The 14,740-nt window shown below is 41.6% G+C and carries 18 protein-coding genes and 1 pseudogene; 9 read left to right on the forward strand and 10 right to left on the reverse strand.

Annotated elements, in window-relative coordinates; genetic code table 11:
• Positions 1-4: 4 nt before the first annotated feature.
• On the reverse strand, positions 5-169 hold the full coding sequence (locus ACEW80_RS10835; protein WP_373526579.1) for a hypothetical protein: 165 nt from the start codon (positions 167-169) through the stop codon (positions 5-7).
• A 58-nt stretch (positions 170-227) separates the two neighbouring features.
• Here ACEW80_RS10835 and ACEW80_RS10840 point away from each other — a divergent pair, with 58 nt between their 5' ends.
• The 3 genes from ACEW80_RS10840 to ACEW80_RS10850 all read left to right on the forward strand — a co-directional run bounded on the left by ACEW80_RS10840 (position 228) and on the right by ACEW80_RS10850 (position 1,194).
• On the forward strand, positions 228-479 hold the full coding sequence (locus ACEW80_RS10840) for a hypothetical protein (protein WP_373526580.1): 252 nt from the start codon (positions 228-230) through the stop codon (positions 477-479).
• Positions 460-723, forward strand: coding sequence for a Txe/YoeB family addiction module toxin (locus ACEW80_RS10845; protein ID WP_373526581.1), 264 nt, complete (start codon positions 460-462; stop codon positions 721-723). The genes ACEW80_RS10840 and ACEW80_RS10845 overlap by 20 nt, the downstream gene beginning before the upstream one ends.
• Before the next feature lie 108 nt (positions 724-831).
• On the forward strand, positions 832-1,194 hold the full coding sequence (locus tag ACEW80_RS10850; RefSeq protein ID WP_373526582.1) for a hypothetical protein: 363 nt from the start codon (positions 832-834) through the stop codon (positions 1,192-1,194).
• A 147-nt stretch (positions 1,195-1,341) separates the two neighbouring features.
• Here the strand turns inward: ACEW80_RS10850 and ACEW80_RS10855 are convergent, their stop codons facing one another.
• The 4 genes from ACEW80_RS10855 to ACEW80_RS10870 form a co-directional block, all read right to left on the reverse strand.
• A complete protein-coding gene (locus tag ACEW80_RS10855) occupies positions 1,342-1,674 on the reverse strand; it encodes a XisI protein (RefSeq protein WP_373526583.1) in 333 nt (110 codons plus the stop codon).
• A 95-nt stretch (positions 1,675-1,769) separates the two neighbouring features.
• Entirely contained in the window at positions 1,770-2,078 is a 309-nt protein-coding gene (locus tag ACEW80_RS10860) for a XisH family protein (RefSeq protein WP_373526584.1), read from the reverse strand.
• A gap of 552 nt (positions 2,079-2,630) precedes the next feature.
• The gene (locus ACEW80_RS10865) at positions 2,631-3,887 is read right to left on the reverse strand and encodes an alkaline phosphatase PhoX (protein WP_373526585.1); all 1,257 of its coding nucleotides are present in this window, start codon (positions 3,885-3,887) and stop codon (positions 2,631-2,633) included.
• 396 nt (positions 3,888-4,283) lie between these two features.
• The gene (locus tag ACEW80_RS10870) at positions 4,284-5,030 is read right to left on the reverse strand and encodes an amino acid ABC transporter ATP-binding protein (protein WP_373526586.1); all 747 of its coding nucleotides are present in this window, start codon (positions 5,028-5,030) and stop codon (positions 4,284-4,286) included.
• A 198-nt stretch (positions 5,031-5,228) separates the two neighbouring features.
• Between ACEW80_RS10870 and ACEW80_RS10875 the strand changes: the two genes are divergently transcribed.
• Positions 5,229-6,059, forward strand: a complete 831-nt coding sequence (locus tag ACEW80_RS10875) for a DUF2887 domain-containing protein (RefSeq protein WP_373526587.1) — start codon at positions 5,229-5,231, stop codon at positions 6,057-6,059.
• Positions 6,060-6,130: 71 nt separating this feature from the next.
• On the opposite strand, the gene ACEW80_RS10880 is transcribed toward ACEW80_RS10875, so the two are convergent.
• From ACEW80_RS10880 to ACEW80_RS10895, 4 genes are all read right to left on the reverse strand, one after another.
• Complete coding sequence (locus ACEW80_RS10880; RefSeq protein WP_373526588.1) at positions 6,131-7,279, reverse strand: amino acid ABC transporter permease; 1,149 nt, start codon at positions 7,277-7,279, stop codon at positions 6,131-6,133.
• Positions 7,280-7,385: 106 nt separating this feature from the next.
• Entirely contained in the window at positions 7,386-8,312 is a 927-nt protein-coding gene (locus ACEW80_RS10885) for an amino acid ABC transporter permease (RefSeq protein ID WP_373526589.1), read from the reverse strand.
• Positions 8,313-8,373: 61 nt separating this feature from the next.
• On the reverse strand, positions 8,374-9,450 hold the full coding sequence (locus ACEW80_RS10890; protein ID WP_373526590.1) for an amino acid ABC transporter substrate-binding protein: 1,077 nt from the start codon (positions 9,448-9,450) through the stop codon (positions 8,374-8,376).
• Between the two features lie 45 nt (positions 9,451-9,495).
• The gene (locus ACEW80_RS10895) at positions 9,496-9,663 is read right to left on the reverse strand and encodes a hypothetical protein (protein ID WP_373526591.1); all 168 of its coding nucleotides are present in this window, start codon (positions 9,661-9,663) and stop codon (positions 9,496-9,498) included.
• Between the two features lie 62 nt (positions 9,664-9,725).
• Between ACEW80_RS10895 and ACEW80_RS10900 the strand changes: the two genes are divergently transcribed.
• From ACEW80_RS10900 to ACEW80_RS10915, 4 genes and pseudogenes are all read left to right on the forward strand, one after another.
• A complete protein-coding gene (locus tag ACEW80_RS10900) occupies positions 9,726-10,283 on the forward strand; it encodes a hypothetical protein (RefSeq protein WP_373526592.1) in 558 nt (185 codons plus the stop codon).
• Between the two features lie 78 nt (positions 10,284-10,361).
• Positions 10,362-11,006: a DUF3318 domain-containing protein gene (locus ACEW80_RS10905; protein ID WP_373526593.1), complete on the forward strand. Its 645-nt coding sequence runs from the start codon at positions 10,362-10,364 to the stop codon at positions 11,004-11,006.
• A gap of 123 nt (positions 11,007-11,129) precedes the next feature.
• Positions 11,130-11,798 (forward strand): hypothetical protein, encoded by a 669-nt coding sequence (locus ACEW80_RS10910; protein WP_373526594.1) that lies wholly within the window; start codon positions 11,130-11,132, stop codon positions 11,796-11,798.
• A pseudogene (locus ACEW80_RS10915) lies at positions 11,799-12,008 on the forward strand (transposase); the annotation flags it as partial. It lies immediately after the preceding gene.
• A 299-nt stretch (positions 12,009-12,307) separates the two neighbouring features.
• On the opposite strand, the gene ACEW80_RS10920 reads toward ACEW80_RS10915, so the two are convergent.
• Positions 12,308-13,105, reverse strand: coding sequence for a 7-carboxy-7-deazaguanine synthase QueE (locus tag ACEW80_RS10920; protein ID WP_373526595.1), 798 nt, complete (start codon positions 13,103-13,105; stop codon positions 12,308-12,310).
• A gap of 200 nt (positions 13,106-13,305) precedes the next feature.
• On the opposite strand from ACEW80_RS10920, the gene ACEW80_RS10925 reads away from it, so the two are divergent.
• Positions 13,306-14,355, forward strand: coding sequence for an anti-sigma factor antagonist (locus tag ACEW80_RS10925; RefSeq protein ID WP_373526597.1), 1,050 nt, complete (start codon positions 13,306-13,308; stop codon positions 14,353-14,355).
• The last annotated feature ends 385 nt before the right edge of the window (positions 14,356-14,740 follow it).

Consider the following 14,740-nt stretch of genomic DNA (forward strand, 5'->3'; position numbering starts at 1 on the left):
CTAGTTAATAAATACTCAGCAGCGCTACATTTGGCAAAAAGTCGCTTGGATTTCCCGCAGCAAATAACCGCGCTTTACTCAGTATTCCCAATTTGAATTCTATTCTCTCTAATAGCGATCGCTCTTTTTGACGAACCGCCCACGCTAACAAAGAAAAGCGATCGCTCAAATCTCATCTCAGTCAGATAAAGTTACAATAGGGTGAGAAAGATGGGAGCAAAATAATTATGCTTAGTGGTATTAAACAAAAGGCTATTGTCGGAAAAGATGGCAAAATTGAACTGTCTGCAACGGAATTACCAGAAGGAACTGTTGTAGAAGTCATTGTATTAGTTGAAACACCAACTGAAGAAGATGAAACTACTTATCTTTTGAAATCAGAGACTAATAAAAAGCATCTGCTCAAAGCTTTGGAGAATGTAGAAAAAGGGAATCTAATTTATGTAGATTTAGATGAATATGAAAAAAATTACCTTTGAACCAGAAGCTTTTGAACAATTAGGTCAGTGGGCAACAGAAGACAAGAAAATTTTCAAAAAAATCTTGAGACTGATTAGAGATATACAAAGAGATCCTTTTGCGGGGATAGCGAAGCTAGAACCATTAAAATATGAATTACAAGGTTACTGGTCAAGGCAAATTACAGATGAACATAGATTAGTTTACAAAGTGGAAGAAGATTTATTGATTATTTTGAGTTGTAAATATCATTATGAGCAGTAAATTTTATTGAAGTGGGGATATTTTTTATTTAAAGCGATCGCACTTTTTAACCAAAGGATGCAGAGCGATCGCAGATACAATCATAAGTAAAAGGTAAGCTAGTAGAAAATGGCTGAAATTGTCACCCTTCAACTCCCTGAAACACTGGCACAAAAAGCAAAGGAAATCGCGGCTTTCACACATCGGCAACTTGAAGATGTATTACTAGAATGGATTGACCGCGCCATTACCGAACTACCTATGGAGTCATTACCGGATGATCAGGTTTTGGCTATGTGCGATATACAGATGGAAACTCAGCAGCAAGAGGTTTTCAGTCAATTGTTAGCGCGTCACGGAGAGGGACAGCTTAATGATGCAGAAGTTCGTCAACTAGATGAACTTATGCAGGTCTACCGACGTGGCTTAGTAAGTAAAGCAAGAGCCTTAAAAGTGGCTGTTGAACGTGGCTTGAAACCAGCCCTCAGTTAACAGCAATGACCCGCTTTTACATTACATTTGAGCGATGATGCAGATGCGTTGGAAGTTCGTAGTTATTGGGTACTTGCGGGTTGGCATCCTCCAGAAGATTGAACAAACCGCAGATCACAGAGCGTTCGCTCTTTTTAATAAATTTAATTAACTAACAGCAAAATCTGTATATTTACGCACGGATGGCAACTGAAAGCCTAAAACAATATCTTCTTTTGGGACACCTAATTCAACTAATTCATTAGCAATTCCTACCTCTGTTCCATCTTGCTGAATCCAGATTTTTTCGTCAATAATATCTAGATGGAGAACAGGCCCATATATACGGTTTTGATCACGCCAACCTACATAAGCTAATTGATAATGATCGTGTTCTGGATCAAAAATTGTCTGTGCTTGAATACGATTATCCCAAACAGTACTAGCGTGTTGTTGAAGCAAATTCTTAATATATTGTCGATATTCGTCTAGCTTTGCCATTCTGATATCGCCTTTTGTTCAATATTATAAATTAGTAAACAGAGTTGATTAGTTTTAATTACAGATTGAATAAATGGAAGTATAAAAAAATTATTTTAAACAGTACTAGGAACTGCTAAATATAAAGTGCGATCAGCTTCTTGTTCTTGTAAAGCAATTCGGTAAATGATAAATTGTCCTAATGCAGCATAAAGTTCTGTGATTTTTGATGGACTCAGAAAACTTTTAATTTCAACAGCTATTTTTTGTCCTCGTTTTTCGGCTGCAATAACTTTTTCCGCTCCTAAATCAACATATAGCTCAAGAGTTCCCGCCTGGAGAGCATAAGGATCATGAGTGATTAACCACCCTTCTTTCTCAAGTGCTGTTTTGACAACTGTATGAAAAGCATCTTTAGCAGACACAGGTTTAATTCCAGTTTATGGCGGTGCTTGATTTAAATATTTCTATTTCAATAATATACGATAAAGCTATTTAACCCTCGTACCAAGTCTGGTTTGAACATTTTGGCTGGAGTGAAGATAGTCTATGTATTGTTGGCAAAACGTCGACTGGTAGAGCAACTGTTGCAGTTCTACATTTGAGTGATGTGGAAGTTCGCAGTTATTGGGTACTTGCGGGTTGGCATCCTCCAGTAGATTGAACAAACCGCAGATAAGAGAGCGATCGCCTAAATATCATCTCAGTCAGATACAGTTACAATAGGGTGTCAAAGATAGGAGTAAATATGAATTATGCTTAGTGAAATTAAATAAAAACAGATGAATATAAATTAGTTGATAAAGTTGCAGAAGATTTATTAATTATTCTGTATTTTCGGTATCATTATGGTTATTAGAGGCAAACTTGTGTTCGCCTTTTTTCATCCTATATATTAGGCACGAGTAAATCAACTCAAACAGTATTACATCCTCACAGAATTAACCTGTAGAATATGTATTAATAGTGCCTAAAGCTTACCAAGGACCCGATACAGCAAAGGTAATTCCTGGCGTTTGCATATTTACAAACATGGTTTGTCCATTAGGTGAGAAACAAACCCCGGCAAACTCAGAAGTATTCAAAGCATTTCGGGCAAATTTATAGAGTGCGCCAGTTGGTGTGACACCCACAATAAAGTCAGTACCACTGCCATCCTCGCAGAGGAACAAATCACCGTTGGGCGCAACGACAATATTATCTGGGAAATCTAAAACACCTGCATTGTTTGGTTCTATGTACAGCCGAAGTGTTTCGGTAGCTGGGGTGTAACGCCAAACTTGACCCAATACGGCACTTCCACCACTGGTACAGCAGAAATAGATATCTCCATTGCCATAGAAGATACCTTCGCCACGAGCAAACTTGGCTGCTCCTAGATTAAAGCCTGCAACCCTTACTGTATCAGTAGAAGGATCGGGGTTAGTAATCCGAACCCAATCCACTGCGAAGGCTTGACCCACTGTAAACCCTGTTGCGGTGTTTGCTTTTGGTCTTGCGGTAATTCTCAAAGCAAACAGCGTACCTCCTGCACTCAAATTATTTGGTGTGTTAGGTACGAAACGATAGAATAAGCTATCGCCTCGGTCTTCAGTTAGATATACATAGCCTGTATTAGGGTCTACTGCTGCGGCTTCGTGATTGAATCGACCCATTGCCACAAGGGGTACAGGGGTTACAAATCCAGTTGCACTACTAGGCACTTCAAATACATAACCATGCTTCTTGTTACCAGTTTCAAAGCTCTCTTCGCAACTAAGCCAAGATCCCCAAGGGGTTATTCCACCAGCGCAGTTGCGGTAAGTACCTGCTAAAGAACCGTAGTGATTAATTAAAATGCGATTGGAACTGACTACTAGGGTTGTTGTCCCACCTTTACCTTGAGTGTCATATTTTTTAGAACTAGGTGCGCCAACGCTGGTACTTGATGCCGGGTTGAGTTCATGGTTACGGATCAGAATTGTACTGCCATTTGCTCCTGGAAACGCCCCCATGCCATCGTGTCCACCTGGAACTTTGAAGCCGTCGTTCATCGTTTGCCCCGTCTCAGACAATCTCACATAAGAAAATCCGGCGGGTAAATCGAGAACACCACGGGGGTCAGATTGAAGAGAACCGTAAGGGCCGGCTGCTAAAGACCGTTTAGCGTAGAAAGCTTCCAATGGGGATAAGAGTAAAGCACCGGCAGTTCCTGAGCCTGCTAGGGTGAAAAATTGACGCCTTGATAAAGTCACTGAATCCTCCTTGATGTTGGAATAAAGTCTACCGATCGCAGATTAATCGATAGTTATTATGAAGAGGATTTAGATGATTTGCATTAAGAGAGAACTAAGATAACGTTATGAAACTAAGTTAATTTTTTTCTCATTTAAGAAATTATTTTTTGTCGTTAATAAAAAATTATTATCGTTGTAATAAAGCCTGTGCAGAATATTTAGTGCTGCGAATCGAGGCTTCAGAAAATGTTGATCAAGCTTTGCCGAAGGAGTAGACTGATGAGCGATCGCTTACAGGAATGAGCCGTACTTTATGGGAATGGAGTCAGCACCCAGATAGATTTTTTACTCAAGCTTGGTGTGAAGTTGTGGGGCAAAAGGGGTAAACAATTCAAAATTCAAAATAAAGAATTTCTATGAGAGAATTTGCGACAAAAATTTGCGTGTTCTTTCTTCTTTGGGGTTGTTAAAAAAGGTGTCGGGGGTAGCTGACTCAACGAGGGAACCGCTATCCATTAAAATAACTCGGTCGGCGACTTCACGAGCAAATCCAACTTCATGGGTGACGACTACCATTGTCATCCCATCACGCGCAAGACCTCGCATTACATCCAAAACTTCTCGTACCATTTCTGGATCTAAGGCTGAGGTGGGTTCGTCAAACAGCATAATTTTAGGTTGCATGGCTAAAGCACGAGCGATCGCTACTCGTTGCTGTTGTCCACCAGATAACTGTCCTGGATATTTTTGCGCCTGTTCTAAAATTCCCACTCTTTCTAATAGTTGCATTGCCAATTCTTCAGCTTTTGGCTTTGGCGATCGCCGTACCCAAATTGGTGCTAAAGAAATATTTTGCAGCACTGTGAGATGAGGAAATAAATTAAATTGCTGAAATACCATTCCCACTTCTTGGCGAATTGTTTCAATATTTCGCAAGTCATGGCTGAGGGTAATCCCGTCGATTTCAATTCTTCCCTTTTGGTATTCTTCTAGAGCATTAAATGTGCGGATAAAGGTAGATTTTCCTGAACCAGATGGCCCCATTAATACTACTACTTCTTTGCGATTGACTGTCAAGCTCACGCCCTGGAGAGCGTGGAATTTTCCATACCACTTGTGAACATCTTCAGCAACAATTATTGGTCTTTGTTCTGTTGTCACAGATTTGCACCTCCGAATTATTTAACCAAGTAAATTAGCGATGCCTAGCGACAAGGTAATAGGGTGAAAATCAGCAGATATCTGATTTTATATAGCTGCGATCGCCTATCAATAATAACCTTAATTAGTAAGATTTAACAGCGCGATCGCGCATCTTATATTTTGCCAGAACGATACTACAACATCACAAAACCAGTCATGAATAAAATTTGTGGTGTAAGTCCTAAATTTGAAATTGATGGTGTGTTTCTTCCACCTGATACCGCTGATGCAGGGGTTGTATATTTCAGCGAAGTTCAATTTCAAAAAGCGGAAAGTGCGGTCTTCTCCCAAGGGGAGACGCTAAAAGCGATGGGGTCTCCCCAAGTAGAGCAACTTTCCAAGACAGATGAAATGCTCTACGAAAGGCTATTTGCCGAGTCGTTATTGTACTTCTATCGCAACCGTGTGAGATACAGTGATTGGCAAGCGGTGGTAATTTACCCATCCCGCCGTATTGAACAAAGTAATACTTATCCCTACCGTGCATTTCTTAGTAGCGAACAAGTGGATCGCGTTTACTTGGACGAATTAGGAGATATTCGCCAATTACCTTTGGGTTTAGCACTCATGGTACTAACTACGATAGAAGAAGACCAAGCACCAGAAGAAGCTAGGTATTTGCTAACTAGAACAGGTCAAGAAGTACCACAAGTATCAAGTCGCGCCATAATAGAATTGATAACGACCATAATGGTCTATAAATTTGAACAACTAAGCCGAGCGGAGGTGGAAGTCATGTTAGGGATAACTTTACAGCAAACGAGAGTTTATCGAGAAATTAAGGAAGAAGGACGACAAGAAGGACGACAGGAGGCAACGGTTAAATTGATTGTTCGACTGTTGAATAAGTGTCTTGGACAAGAATTGTCTGAGGAAATGCAAGCAATGATTTCTCATTTACCGTTAGCACTGCTTGAGAATCTAAGCGTTGCTCTATTGGATTTTACCAGCTTGGCGGATTTACAAACTTGGTTAGATGCACAATAAATTACATAACTGACCGAACAAGGCAAAAGTTAAAAGATGAAAAGGAGTCAGAATTAAGAGAGAACCATTTCCTAACTTAACTGTCTTTCTAACCGCCGAGAAGCCAAGGACATCGAGTAACAAAATATCCAATAAATAAATCCAATAAATAGATAAACTTCTGCATAGCGGCCAAGAAACTGTGGTTGTGCCAATATGGAGCGGGCAATACCTGTTAGTTCTACTAATCCCACTAAAGATAAGAGTGAAGTGTCTTTAAATAAGCCGATAAATTGACCGACAAGGGCAGGAATAACAGCACGTAAAGCTTGAGGTAGGACAATTAATAAAACCACTAAGGCTGTATTTAATCCTAGTGCTTTGGCGGCTTCAATTTGTCCGCGAGGAACTGATTGGAGTCCACCGCGCACGTTTTCTGCCATGTAAGCAGCACTAAAGAATACTAGTCCAGCAATGGCTCGCAATACCCGATCTAAACGCACATCTGCTGATAATAATAACGGCAGCATTACCTGAGCGAGGAATAAAATCCCAATAAGTGGTACTCCCCTAACGATTTCAATATACAAAATAGAAAACCAACGTACTACAGGCAAATCGCTTGTGCGTCCTAAAGCTAATAAAACTCCAATGGGAAAGGAAAGTACAATACTGACTGCTGCCATTAGTAGGGTAAGTAACAAACCGTTCCACAAATTTGTAGATACAGATTGCAATCCAAATCCACCGCCAATTAGCCAGAGAATGACGGGGAAAGATAATAACCATAATAGAGAAAGCCAAGGAGTTAGTACTTTAGTAAACTCTCCTCCAAGCCAAAAGCCTGCAAATAGCAAAACTGCAATTAACAATAACCAAAGGCGGGATGTAAAATCCAGTGGTAAAATAACTAACAAAACGCCGACTATGAAAGTAAAAAAAGCAATTCTGCGCCATGTTAACTGTTGTTTACTAAAAAATACACCTCCAGTTATAGCGCCTAAAGTCGAAGCGATCGCTAACACAATCCAAGTTCGCCAATACAGGGCTTGGGGAAATCTCCCAACTAAAAATAAACGTAAATTAACCTGAATTACCGCCCATTGTGCTTGAGTTGTTGCCCAAGTTAGAACTCCTCGCACTACCCAAAACAGCAATACTAAACAGATAACAGTTAACAAGCTGTTGTACCAAGTACTGAATAGGTTTTTACGTAGCCAAGTTAATTGAGGATTTGTCATTGGTCATTTGTCATTTGTCAAGACTCAAACTTCCGGCCTCAAAGGCTCAACTTCCGATCTCAAAGGCTCAACTGCTTTTTCATGTCCCCGATCCATCTCATCCCCCTCATCTCTCTTTAATTTGCACAGTGCGATTGAACAAATTCATCGCTACGGAAATAGTCAAGCTGAGAATCAGATAGGTAAGCATAATCAGTAATATCACTTCTACGGCTTTCCCCGTTTGGTTAAAGGTGGTTGAGGCGACAAAATAAATATCAGGGTAGCCGATCGCGATCGCTAAACTGGTATTTTTTGTCAAATTAAGATATTGACTCGTCAACGGTGGAATTATTACCCGCAAAGCTTGGGGAAAAATCACCAACCGCATCACCAACCCTGGTTTTAATCCTAGCGATCGCGCTGCTTCCCATTGTCCTTTAGGTACTGATTGAATCCCACCTCTGACAATTTCAGCGATAAACGCACCTGTGTAAAAAGTTAATCCCAATAGCAAGGCTGAAAACTCTGGGGATAAAGTAAACCAAGGGAATTCTAAGCCATTTTGACTAACACCAATAAAACCCCAAAAAGATATCTTATTTTCTGTTTTGGGAAAACTGAGGAAAACAGCAAAGTACCAAAATAGCAATTGCAGGAGTAAGGGTGTATTGCGGAAAACCTCCACATAAACCATACTGATATTCCGCACTAGCCAGTTGTCAGAAAGTCGTGCAATTCCAGCACTTACCCCCACAATTGTCGTGAGAAAAATTCCGGCGATCGCCACCCGTAAGGAGTTAATTAACCCCACCCACAAGGCATGACTGTAGGTGTCAGTCGGTTTGTAGGTAATCAGCGTCTCGCCAATATCAAAAGATGCCTGTTGCTTGAGAAAATCAAATCCAAACTGAATACCCAATTGCCGCAAATTGCGGTTAAGATTGCCCCACAGTATCACTACCACAACTGCTGCTAAAAATACGGCAACTAATTGCAAAGCAATGCGCCAAAAGCGATTATCACGCCATATAGGCAATTTGTCATTGATCATTTGTCATTGGACATGGGTTATTAATTATTCTCCCAACTCATTACTCATTACTCATTACTCATTACCGGAACGGCGGAGAATAAAGCAGTCCGCCTTTGCTCCAGAGTTGATTTTGACCACGAGCTAGATTGAGTTTTGTCTTGGGGCCGAGGTTGCGATCGTAAATTTCGGCGTAGTTACCGACGTGCTTGATTATTCTGGCTGCGAAGTCGTTTGTTAAGCCAAGTCCTTCCCCAAGGTTGCCTTCTGTTCCTAGAAAGCGCTTAATATCTGGGTCGTTACTAGTAGCGAACTGACCCACATTCTGGGAAGTAATGCCCAACTCTTCAGCTTTTACCAAGGAATAAACCACCCATTTGAGAGCATCACCAAACTTAGCATCTCCTTTGGCGATCGCTGGTGCAAGGGGTTCTGAAGAAATAACTTCCTCAAGAATCTCATTATCTTCTGGTTTGGGCAGAGTCGTGCGCCGAGAAACCAATGCCGAACGGTCAGCTGTAATGCCATCGCAACGCCCTTGAGCATAAGTAGCAAAGGTAACATTAACGTCTTCAAACACAACAGGTTTGTAAGTGATACCTCTCTTTCGCATTTGGTCTGCTAAGTTTTGTTCGGTAGTAGTACCAGTTTGAACGCAAATTGCTTTATCTTTCAAGTTTGCCAGGGACTTAATGCTGCTATTTTTGCGAACCATTAAGGCTTGACCATCATAAAAGACAACGGGGGCAAATTCTAGACCAACTGAACTATCACGACTAAGTGTCCAAGTAGTATTACGGCTGAGAACGTCTACTTCCCCAGTTTGCAAAGCTGTAAACCGCTCTTTGGAATTGAGATTGCGAAATTCTACTGCATCTGGATTGTCAAATAAAGCAGATGCGATCGCTCGGCAAATATCTACATCGATGCCGCTGTATTTACCATCAGTTCCCACAAAGCTGAACCCTGGAATTTCGCCACTGACACCGCAAATTAACTGACCACGGCTTTTGATGGTATCCCAACGATTTCGAGTTACTGGTGCGGCTGGACTGCCTGGAGTGCTAGCTGTATTTGCTGTTTGTCCTGACTCTCCACCACAAGCCGCGATCGCAAAAACTAGGGGTGCGATCGCTAGAATTAAAGCTGATTTACGCATAAACTTCATAGTTACTAAAAAATAAAGATGTATTGCTCACTACAATTATTCAGTGAAAACAGTTTGTTGCTTGTAATATAAAACTCTACCAGCCTCTGTGCTAGATTTAGCATCCTCAGAAAGGGTAGCTGCGCCAACGGCAAGGCTCAGTACAAGTGCCCAATACCCTAATTGCACATATGCGATCGCAAGTAGCCACATTAACCCAAACAACTACCCCTAGCCGGTTAAACTAGGTCTGTTAACAGCTGCTCCACGTTCCTTATGAGGCTTTTATGGGAGCTAACCTCAAACAGATTGCCAACTATTTAGACAACCTTGGTTGGGATTACCGTTTGGATGATAAAGAAGACCGCATTATAACAGGTGTGGAGGCTGATCACCTAGAAGATTTCCTGATAGTTGTCCAATTGGATGAAGAGGGAAAATTTTTTCGGGTATTTGCCCCTCAAGTTCTGGCAGGAATTCAAGACCATCCTCACAAGGGAACTATCCTACAGACAATGCTTGCCATTTCCTGGGAAACCAAAATGTTGCAATGGGAATATGATCCATCTGATGGCGAAATTCGTGCCATTATTGAGTTTCCTTTGGAGGATTCCATTCTCACAGAAAGGCAATTTCACCGTTGTCTGAGTGGGTTAATTCAGATTGTGGATGGCATAGCGATACCTCGCCTGAAAGAAGTGATGGCAACAGGTTTTGATCCGGGGAATATAGAACTTGGGGAAAGACTGTTACTCAGTATCCAAGAAGAAGCGCCAGGATTGCTAGATGTGCTGGAAAAAGCAATGGAAGCGCGAAAAAAGCGAGGAAGTTTTAAGGGCGAGTGAAACGGATCATCACTTAAATAGCTATACTCCAAAGTGATACCCTCACTATATAACTGAAATTTTTTAGGGCTGGATTTTATGACATCCTATGCAACCTCCTCTGCCAAAGCGGAAATGAGTGAACTCCGGCGGTTAAAAGGCCTACTACCGCCAGAATTGCAAAGCTGGGTCATGGTTGAAGGCACAACTGAGGTCAATCCACCCCTGGTTCGCTGCGAAGAAATTGGTAAAGACCAGGTAGAAATTCAAATTGACTTGGTGAAATGGGATGACCTCGCAATGGATCAGCGTAATTTGCTGTTCTGGCATGAAGTTGCTCGCGTTCAAAATGACACAATCCCCAAAGATGGTTGGGAAATGGCAGCATTAGCCATCGGTTTAGGTGGCGCTGTAGGCGAATTGTGGGTACAAGATGGATTGCTGTTGGTGTTAGCTTTGTCGCTGTGTGGTGTGTCAGGCTGGCGACTGTACCAAAAGAATAATGGGGAAAAGCAAATAAAAGAATTGCTCAATGCTGATGAAAAAGCGATCGCTTTGGCAACTCGTTTTGGTTATAGTCTCCCCAATGCCTATAAGAGTCTAGGTAGCGCCTTGAAAACCCTAATTGATAACACTCCTAACAAACGCCAACGGTCGAGATACGAAGCAAGACTATCTGCCCTCAAACGCAGTGCCAATAAGGCAAAAACTAAATCTAGAGCTACAGATGAGGGCGCACTGTAGAAACCAAAAAGTAGGTTGGGTGGGTATTGCCCACCCAGCAAAATACTATATACTATTTTCTACTAGCAGGCTGGGAACACCCACAATCTTCTCTGGTTAGACTCCCAGGCGCTATTGGCTGATATGCACGCAGTTCTCCAAAGAAGGTCATGGAAGGGTTACAACGCCTATCGTGTCATAGCAGCACGCATACCCATTTTCTGGCCGATTTTACCTTTGCTGTATGTGTGGCCTATACCAGAGATTGGTAAGTATATTTATCGGCGTGTTGCTGATTCTCGTACTTGTAGTCTAATTAAAGCTGAGATTCCTGAGACTAAAAAACGAAATTTCCAAGTACCGATTTATTCGCAAGCACTCACAGTTATCGTTGTTTCATTAATTATTGGCAATAGCCTATTGGGTTTAACTGAAAGAACAGCGGGTTGGCCACTTGCCTGCTATCCAACGTTTTCGGAAATTTCAGGTCCAAAAGTAAAAATTCTAGAAGTTGTTCCTTTAAGTGGAACGGGTGCGCTTCTCACCTTTGATTTAAAAGACTTTAAGAAAAAAATGGGGCCTGTAAAGTTTAATTCCTTAGCTAAGTATGTTTTTTACCCAACTAAAAACACAAAAAGTACAATTGAGAAAGAGCTACACGTAAGTTCCTTCTGGCAAGCAATTAGCAGTAATTATCCCACTCTCCAGCAAGTAAAATCAGTTCAGTTTTATGACACTAGACTATGGAGTGATCCCGAAAAGCGATCAGAGAATCCGGTTGCTCGTTCACTAATCTATGAACTGAAATTGTAAATTGATAATGCCACTTTTCACAAAGGGGGTCGCATTGAGGCATTGATTGAGCAGGCGGGGTGTAAAGTGCTGTATTTGCACCCTTCTTCTCCAGACCTCAACAAGATTGAGAAATGTTAGGCATGGCTCAAAAATCGCATCCGCAAATGTCTGGATGCGTTTGATTGTTTACGGGATGCGATAGACCATTTTCTACAACTGTCGTCCTAACCACACTGGCGATTGCTATAATTTTGCGATCGCCTGTTGAGTAATTTCTCTGAGAGCATTGCGGCTTTTAAATACTGATTTATCATTGTTGGCTGTGAGACAGATGCATTTCTTCGTATTTTCTCGTAATCTTTTTCAAAAATCAAATCGGATTCACATAACACGAAATTGTCAACAACTCAACTAACCTTTTCCTTAATTTTCTGTTAGGGAAATATCGCTCAAAGAGTGTTTGGCTCTTGACCGCCTTTCATAATATCTTACTTTTTTCTTGACTATATCTTTATCAAACTCAAATTTTACAGCTGGTTTAGCATTTTATGGGTCTGGGGGATCACGCGCACGTGCTTGACAAACCGCTTCATCAAAGCTTGCCACGTCAAAACTTGATCGCTCAAAGGTGCAAGCATAGGTATTGGGGAAAATTGTTCCGATACTGCTAAAGGCGTAACAGGTTGTAGAAATACTGGGATATCTGGACTAACCTCTGCCACCAGCAAAGCTGAACGTTCTAACTCGGCGGGATCTGTGTTTTGAGACACAATTATCTTGACAAAAACATTTAAATATGAATCATGACATAATTGAAGAAATTTACTATGTTCTTGCCAATGACTTTCGCCGCTAACACTGGGCAATTTGAAATCCATACCAACAGAGTCTAAGTAGGAGAGAATCATCGCCAGTTGTTCTGGGCGATGCCCGCCAGTTTCTAAGTATATAGGTAGGCCAGTTATGGCTCGCACTTGGGGTAGAAACTGCATTAAAAATGGAGCATGAAGAAGCGGTTCACCCCCCGTTAAGCTAATGCTATCGTGTAGACAAGGTAGGTTTTGTCGTTCCACCCATTCCATTAATATTGGTAATGGAACAGGGTTAGAGTGGATTTCAAAGTCGCGCAATCCAGGCGATCGCTCTATCCGACAAGTAGCCGGTGCATCCCAAGTGTGGGCGCTATCACAAAAATGACAGCGCAAATCACACAGAGCAAAACGAATAAATATCTGACGTGTCCCTACATTCAGTCCTTCCCCTTGAATGGCAGAAAAGACCTCAATCAGGCGTGCGGTAGGTGTAACCGTAGTTTTAGCAATCATTTGATGAGATCAACGCGATCGCGTTGTGTCGGCACAACAGCAAGGATGTTTTTTGGCTTCTTGTTCTATTGTGAATCGTCGCTGGCGATCTCCAATCTCAGCCCCGGTAAATAGCGATTAGTCCTGATTACTACTGACTCTAATATTAGGTTAGATAGTTTTGTCGGACAAAATGATGTTTGGCAGATATTATATTATACATGGCAACGAAAGTGCAGAGCTTCATGACTAGCCAACCGACAGAGGTCGATTTTCCAGTTAATTCCCTAAACGATACGGCTATAGTCCAGGTGCCTACGCGGTTGAGCGTGCTGGAGGCTTTAAGCTTTAAGCAAACCTGCCAAGACTTAATCCAACCCAATTCACATCTCAAACAAATCATTATTGACTTTCACCAAACTACTTTTATGGATAGTAGTGGTTTAGGTGCCTTGGTCAGTAATTTTAAATCCGCCCAAGCAAAAGAGATTACATTAACACTGCGGAATGTAACACCTCAAGTAATGGCAGTCCTAAAACTCACGGGATTGGATCAGGTTTTTCCCCTAGATGTGGTGGATGAGCCATCGCTAATAGAGCAACAAGACTTAGTAGACAACCGAAAGACAACTTCCCGGAAAGTAGAGCAGTTACCCGCTACTCACCCTTCTGTGGCATCTTGGATGAAACGGTTATTAGACATTGTGGGGTCAATAATCGGTTTATTAATTACAGGAGTTTTGTTTATTCCGATTGCGATCGCTATTCAAATTAACGATCCCGGCCCCATTTTCTTTAGTCAAACCCGCTGCGGTTGGATGGGGAAGCGGTTTGAGATTTGGAAATTCCGTTCCATGTGTGTAGATGCGGAAGCCAAGAAATCCCAAGTCAAAAACCAAGTGCAAGGCGCTTTTTTCAAGAATGAGAATGATCCCAGAGTTACCAAGGTAGGACGCTTTTTACGGCGAACTAGTCTTGATGAACTACCCCAATTTTGGAACGTCCTCAAAGGAGAGATGAGTTTAGTAGGTACTCGACCACCCACGCCGGATGAAGTGGAACGCTACGAAGTACCGGAGTGGCAACGTTTAGATGTTAAACCCGGTATGACTGGCGAATGGCAAGTAAATGGACGTTCTAAAGTCCGTAGTTTTGAAGATGTAATTCGCATGGATTTAGAGTATCAAAAAATTTGGAGTTTGGTGTACGATTTAAAGCTAATTTTCAAAACTATAGCGATTCTGTTTAACAGAAACAGTGGTGCTGTTTAGCTAACTACCTTTATTCACAATTTTTTGGTAACTCGTAACTCTCACAATTATTGTTGAATACACCCAAGCCTAAAATAGGCTTGGGTAAATTTTAGCTAGATCAGCATTCATCCCACACTCACTAGACGGAGTGTGGGATGAATGCGCGGGAGTGGTGAGATATAGTAATTAAGCGCAAACCTCTCCCAAGGGGAGACGCAAGCGCGAACGCGCGTCCGGGTTTCCCGGCGTGAGAGTTTGTAAGAATGTATTTTGGCGGTAGCCAAAACACATTAATTACTATGTCGAACCATGACCCATATTGATTATATTTATCTCAAGAAACATGGTATTATATGTAAGTACGAAGAAAGCCGAAAATGCTGCTCGTACACTGAACCTTCTC

Origin of the sequence: Nostoc sp., from assembly GCF_041747015.1 — a bacterium.
Lineage (GTDB): Bacteria > Cyanobacteriota > Cyanobacteriia > Cyanobacteriales > Nostocaceae > Nostoc.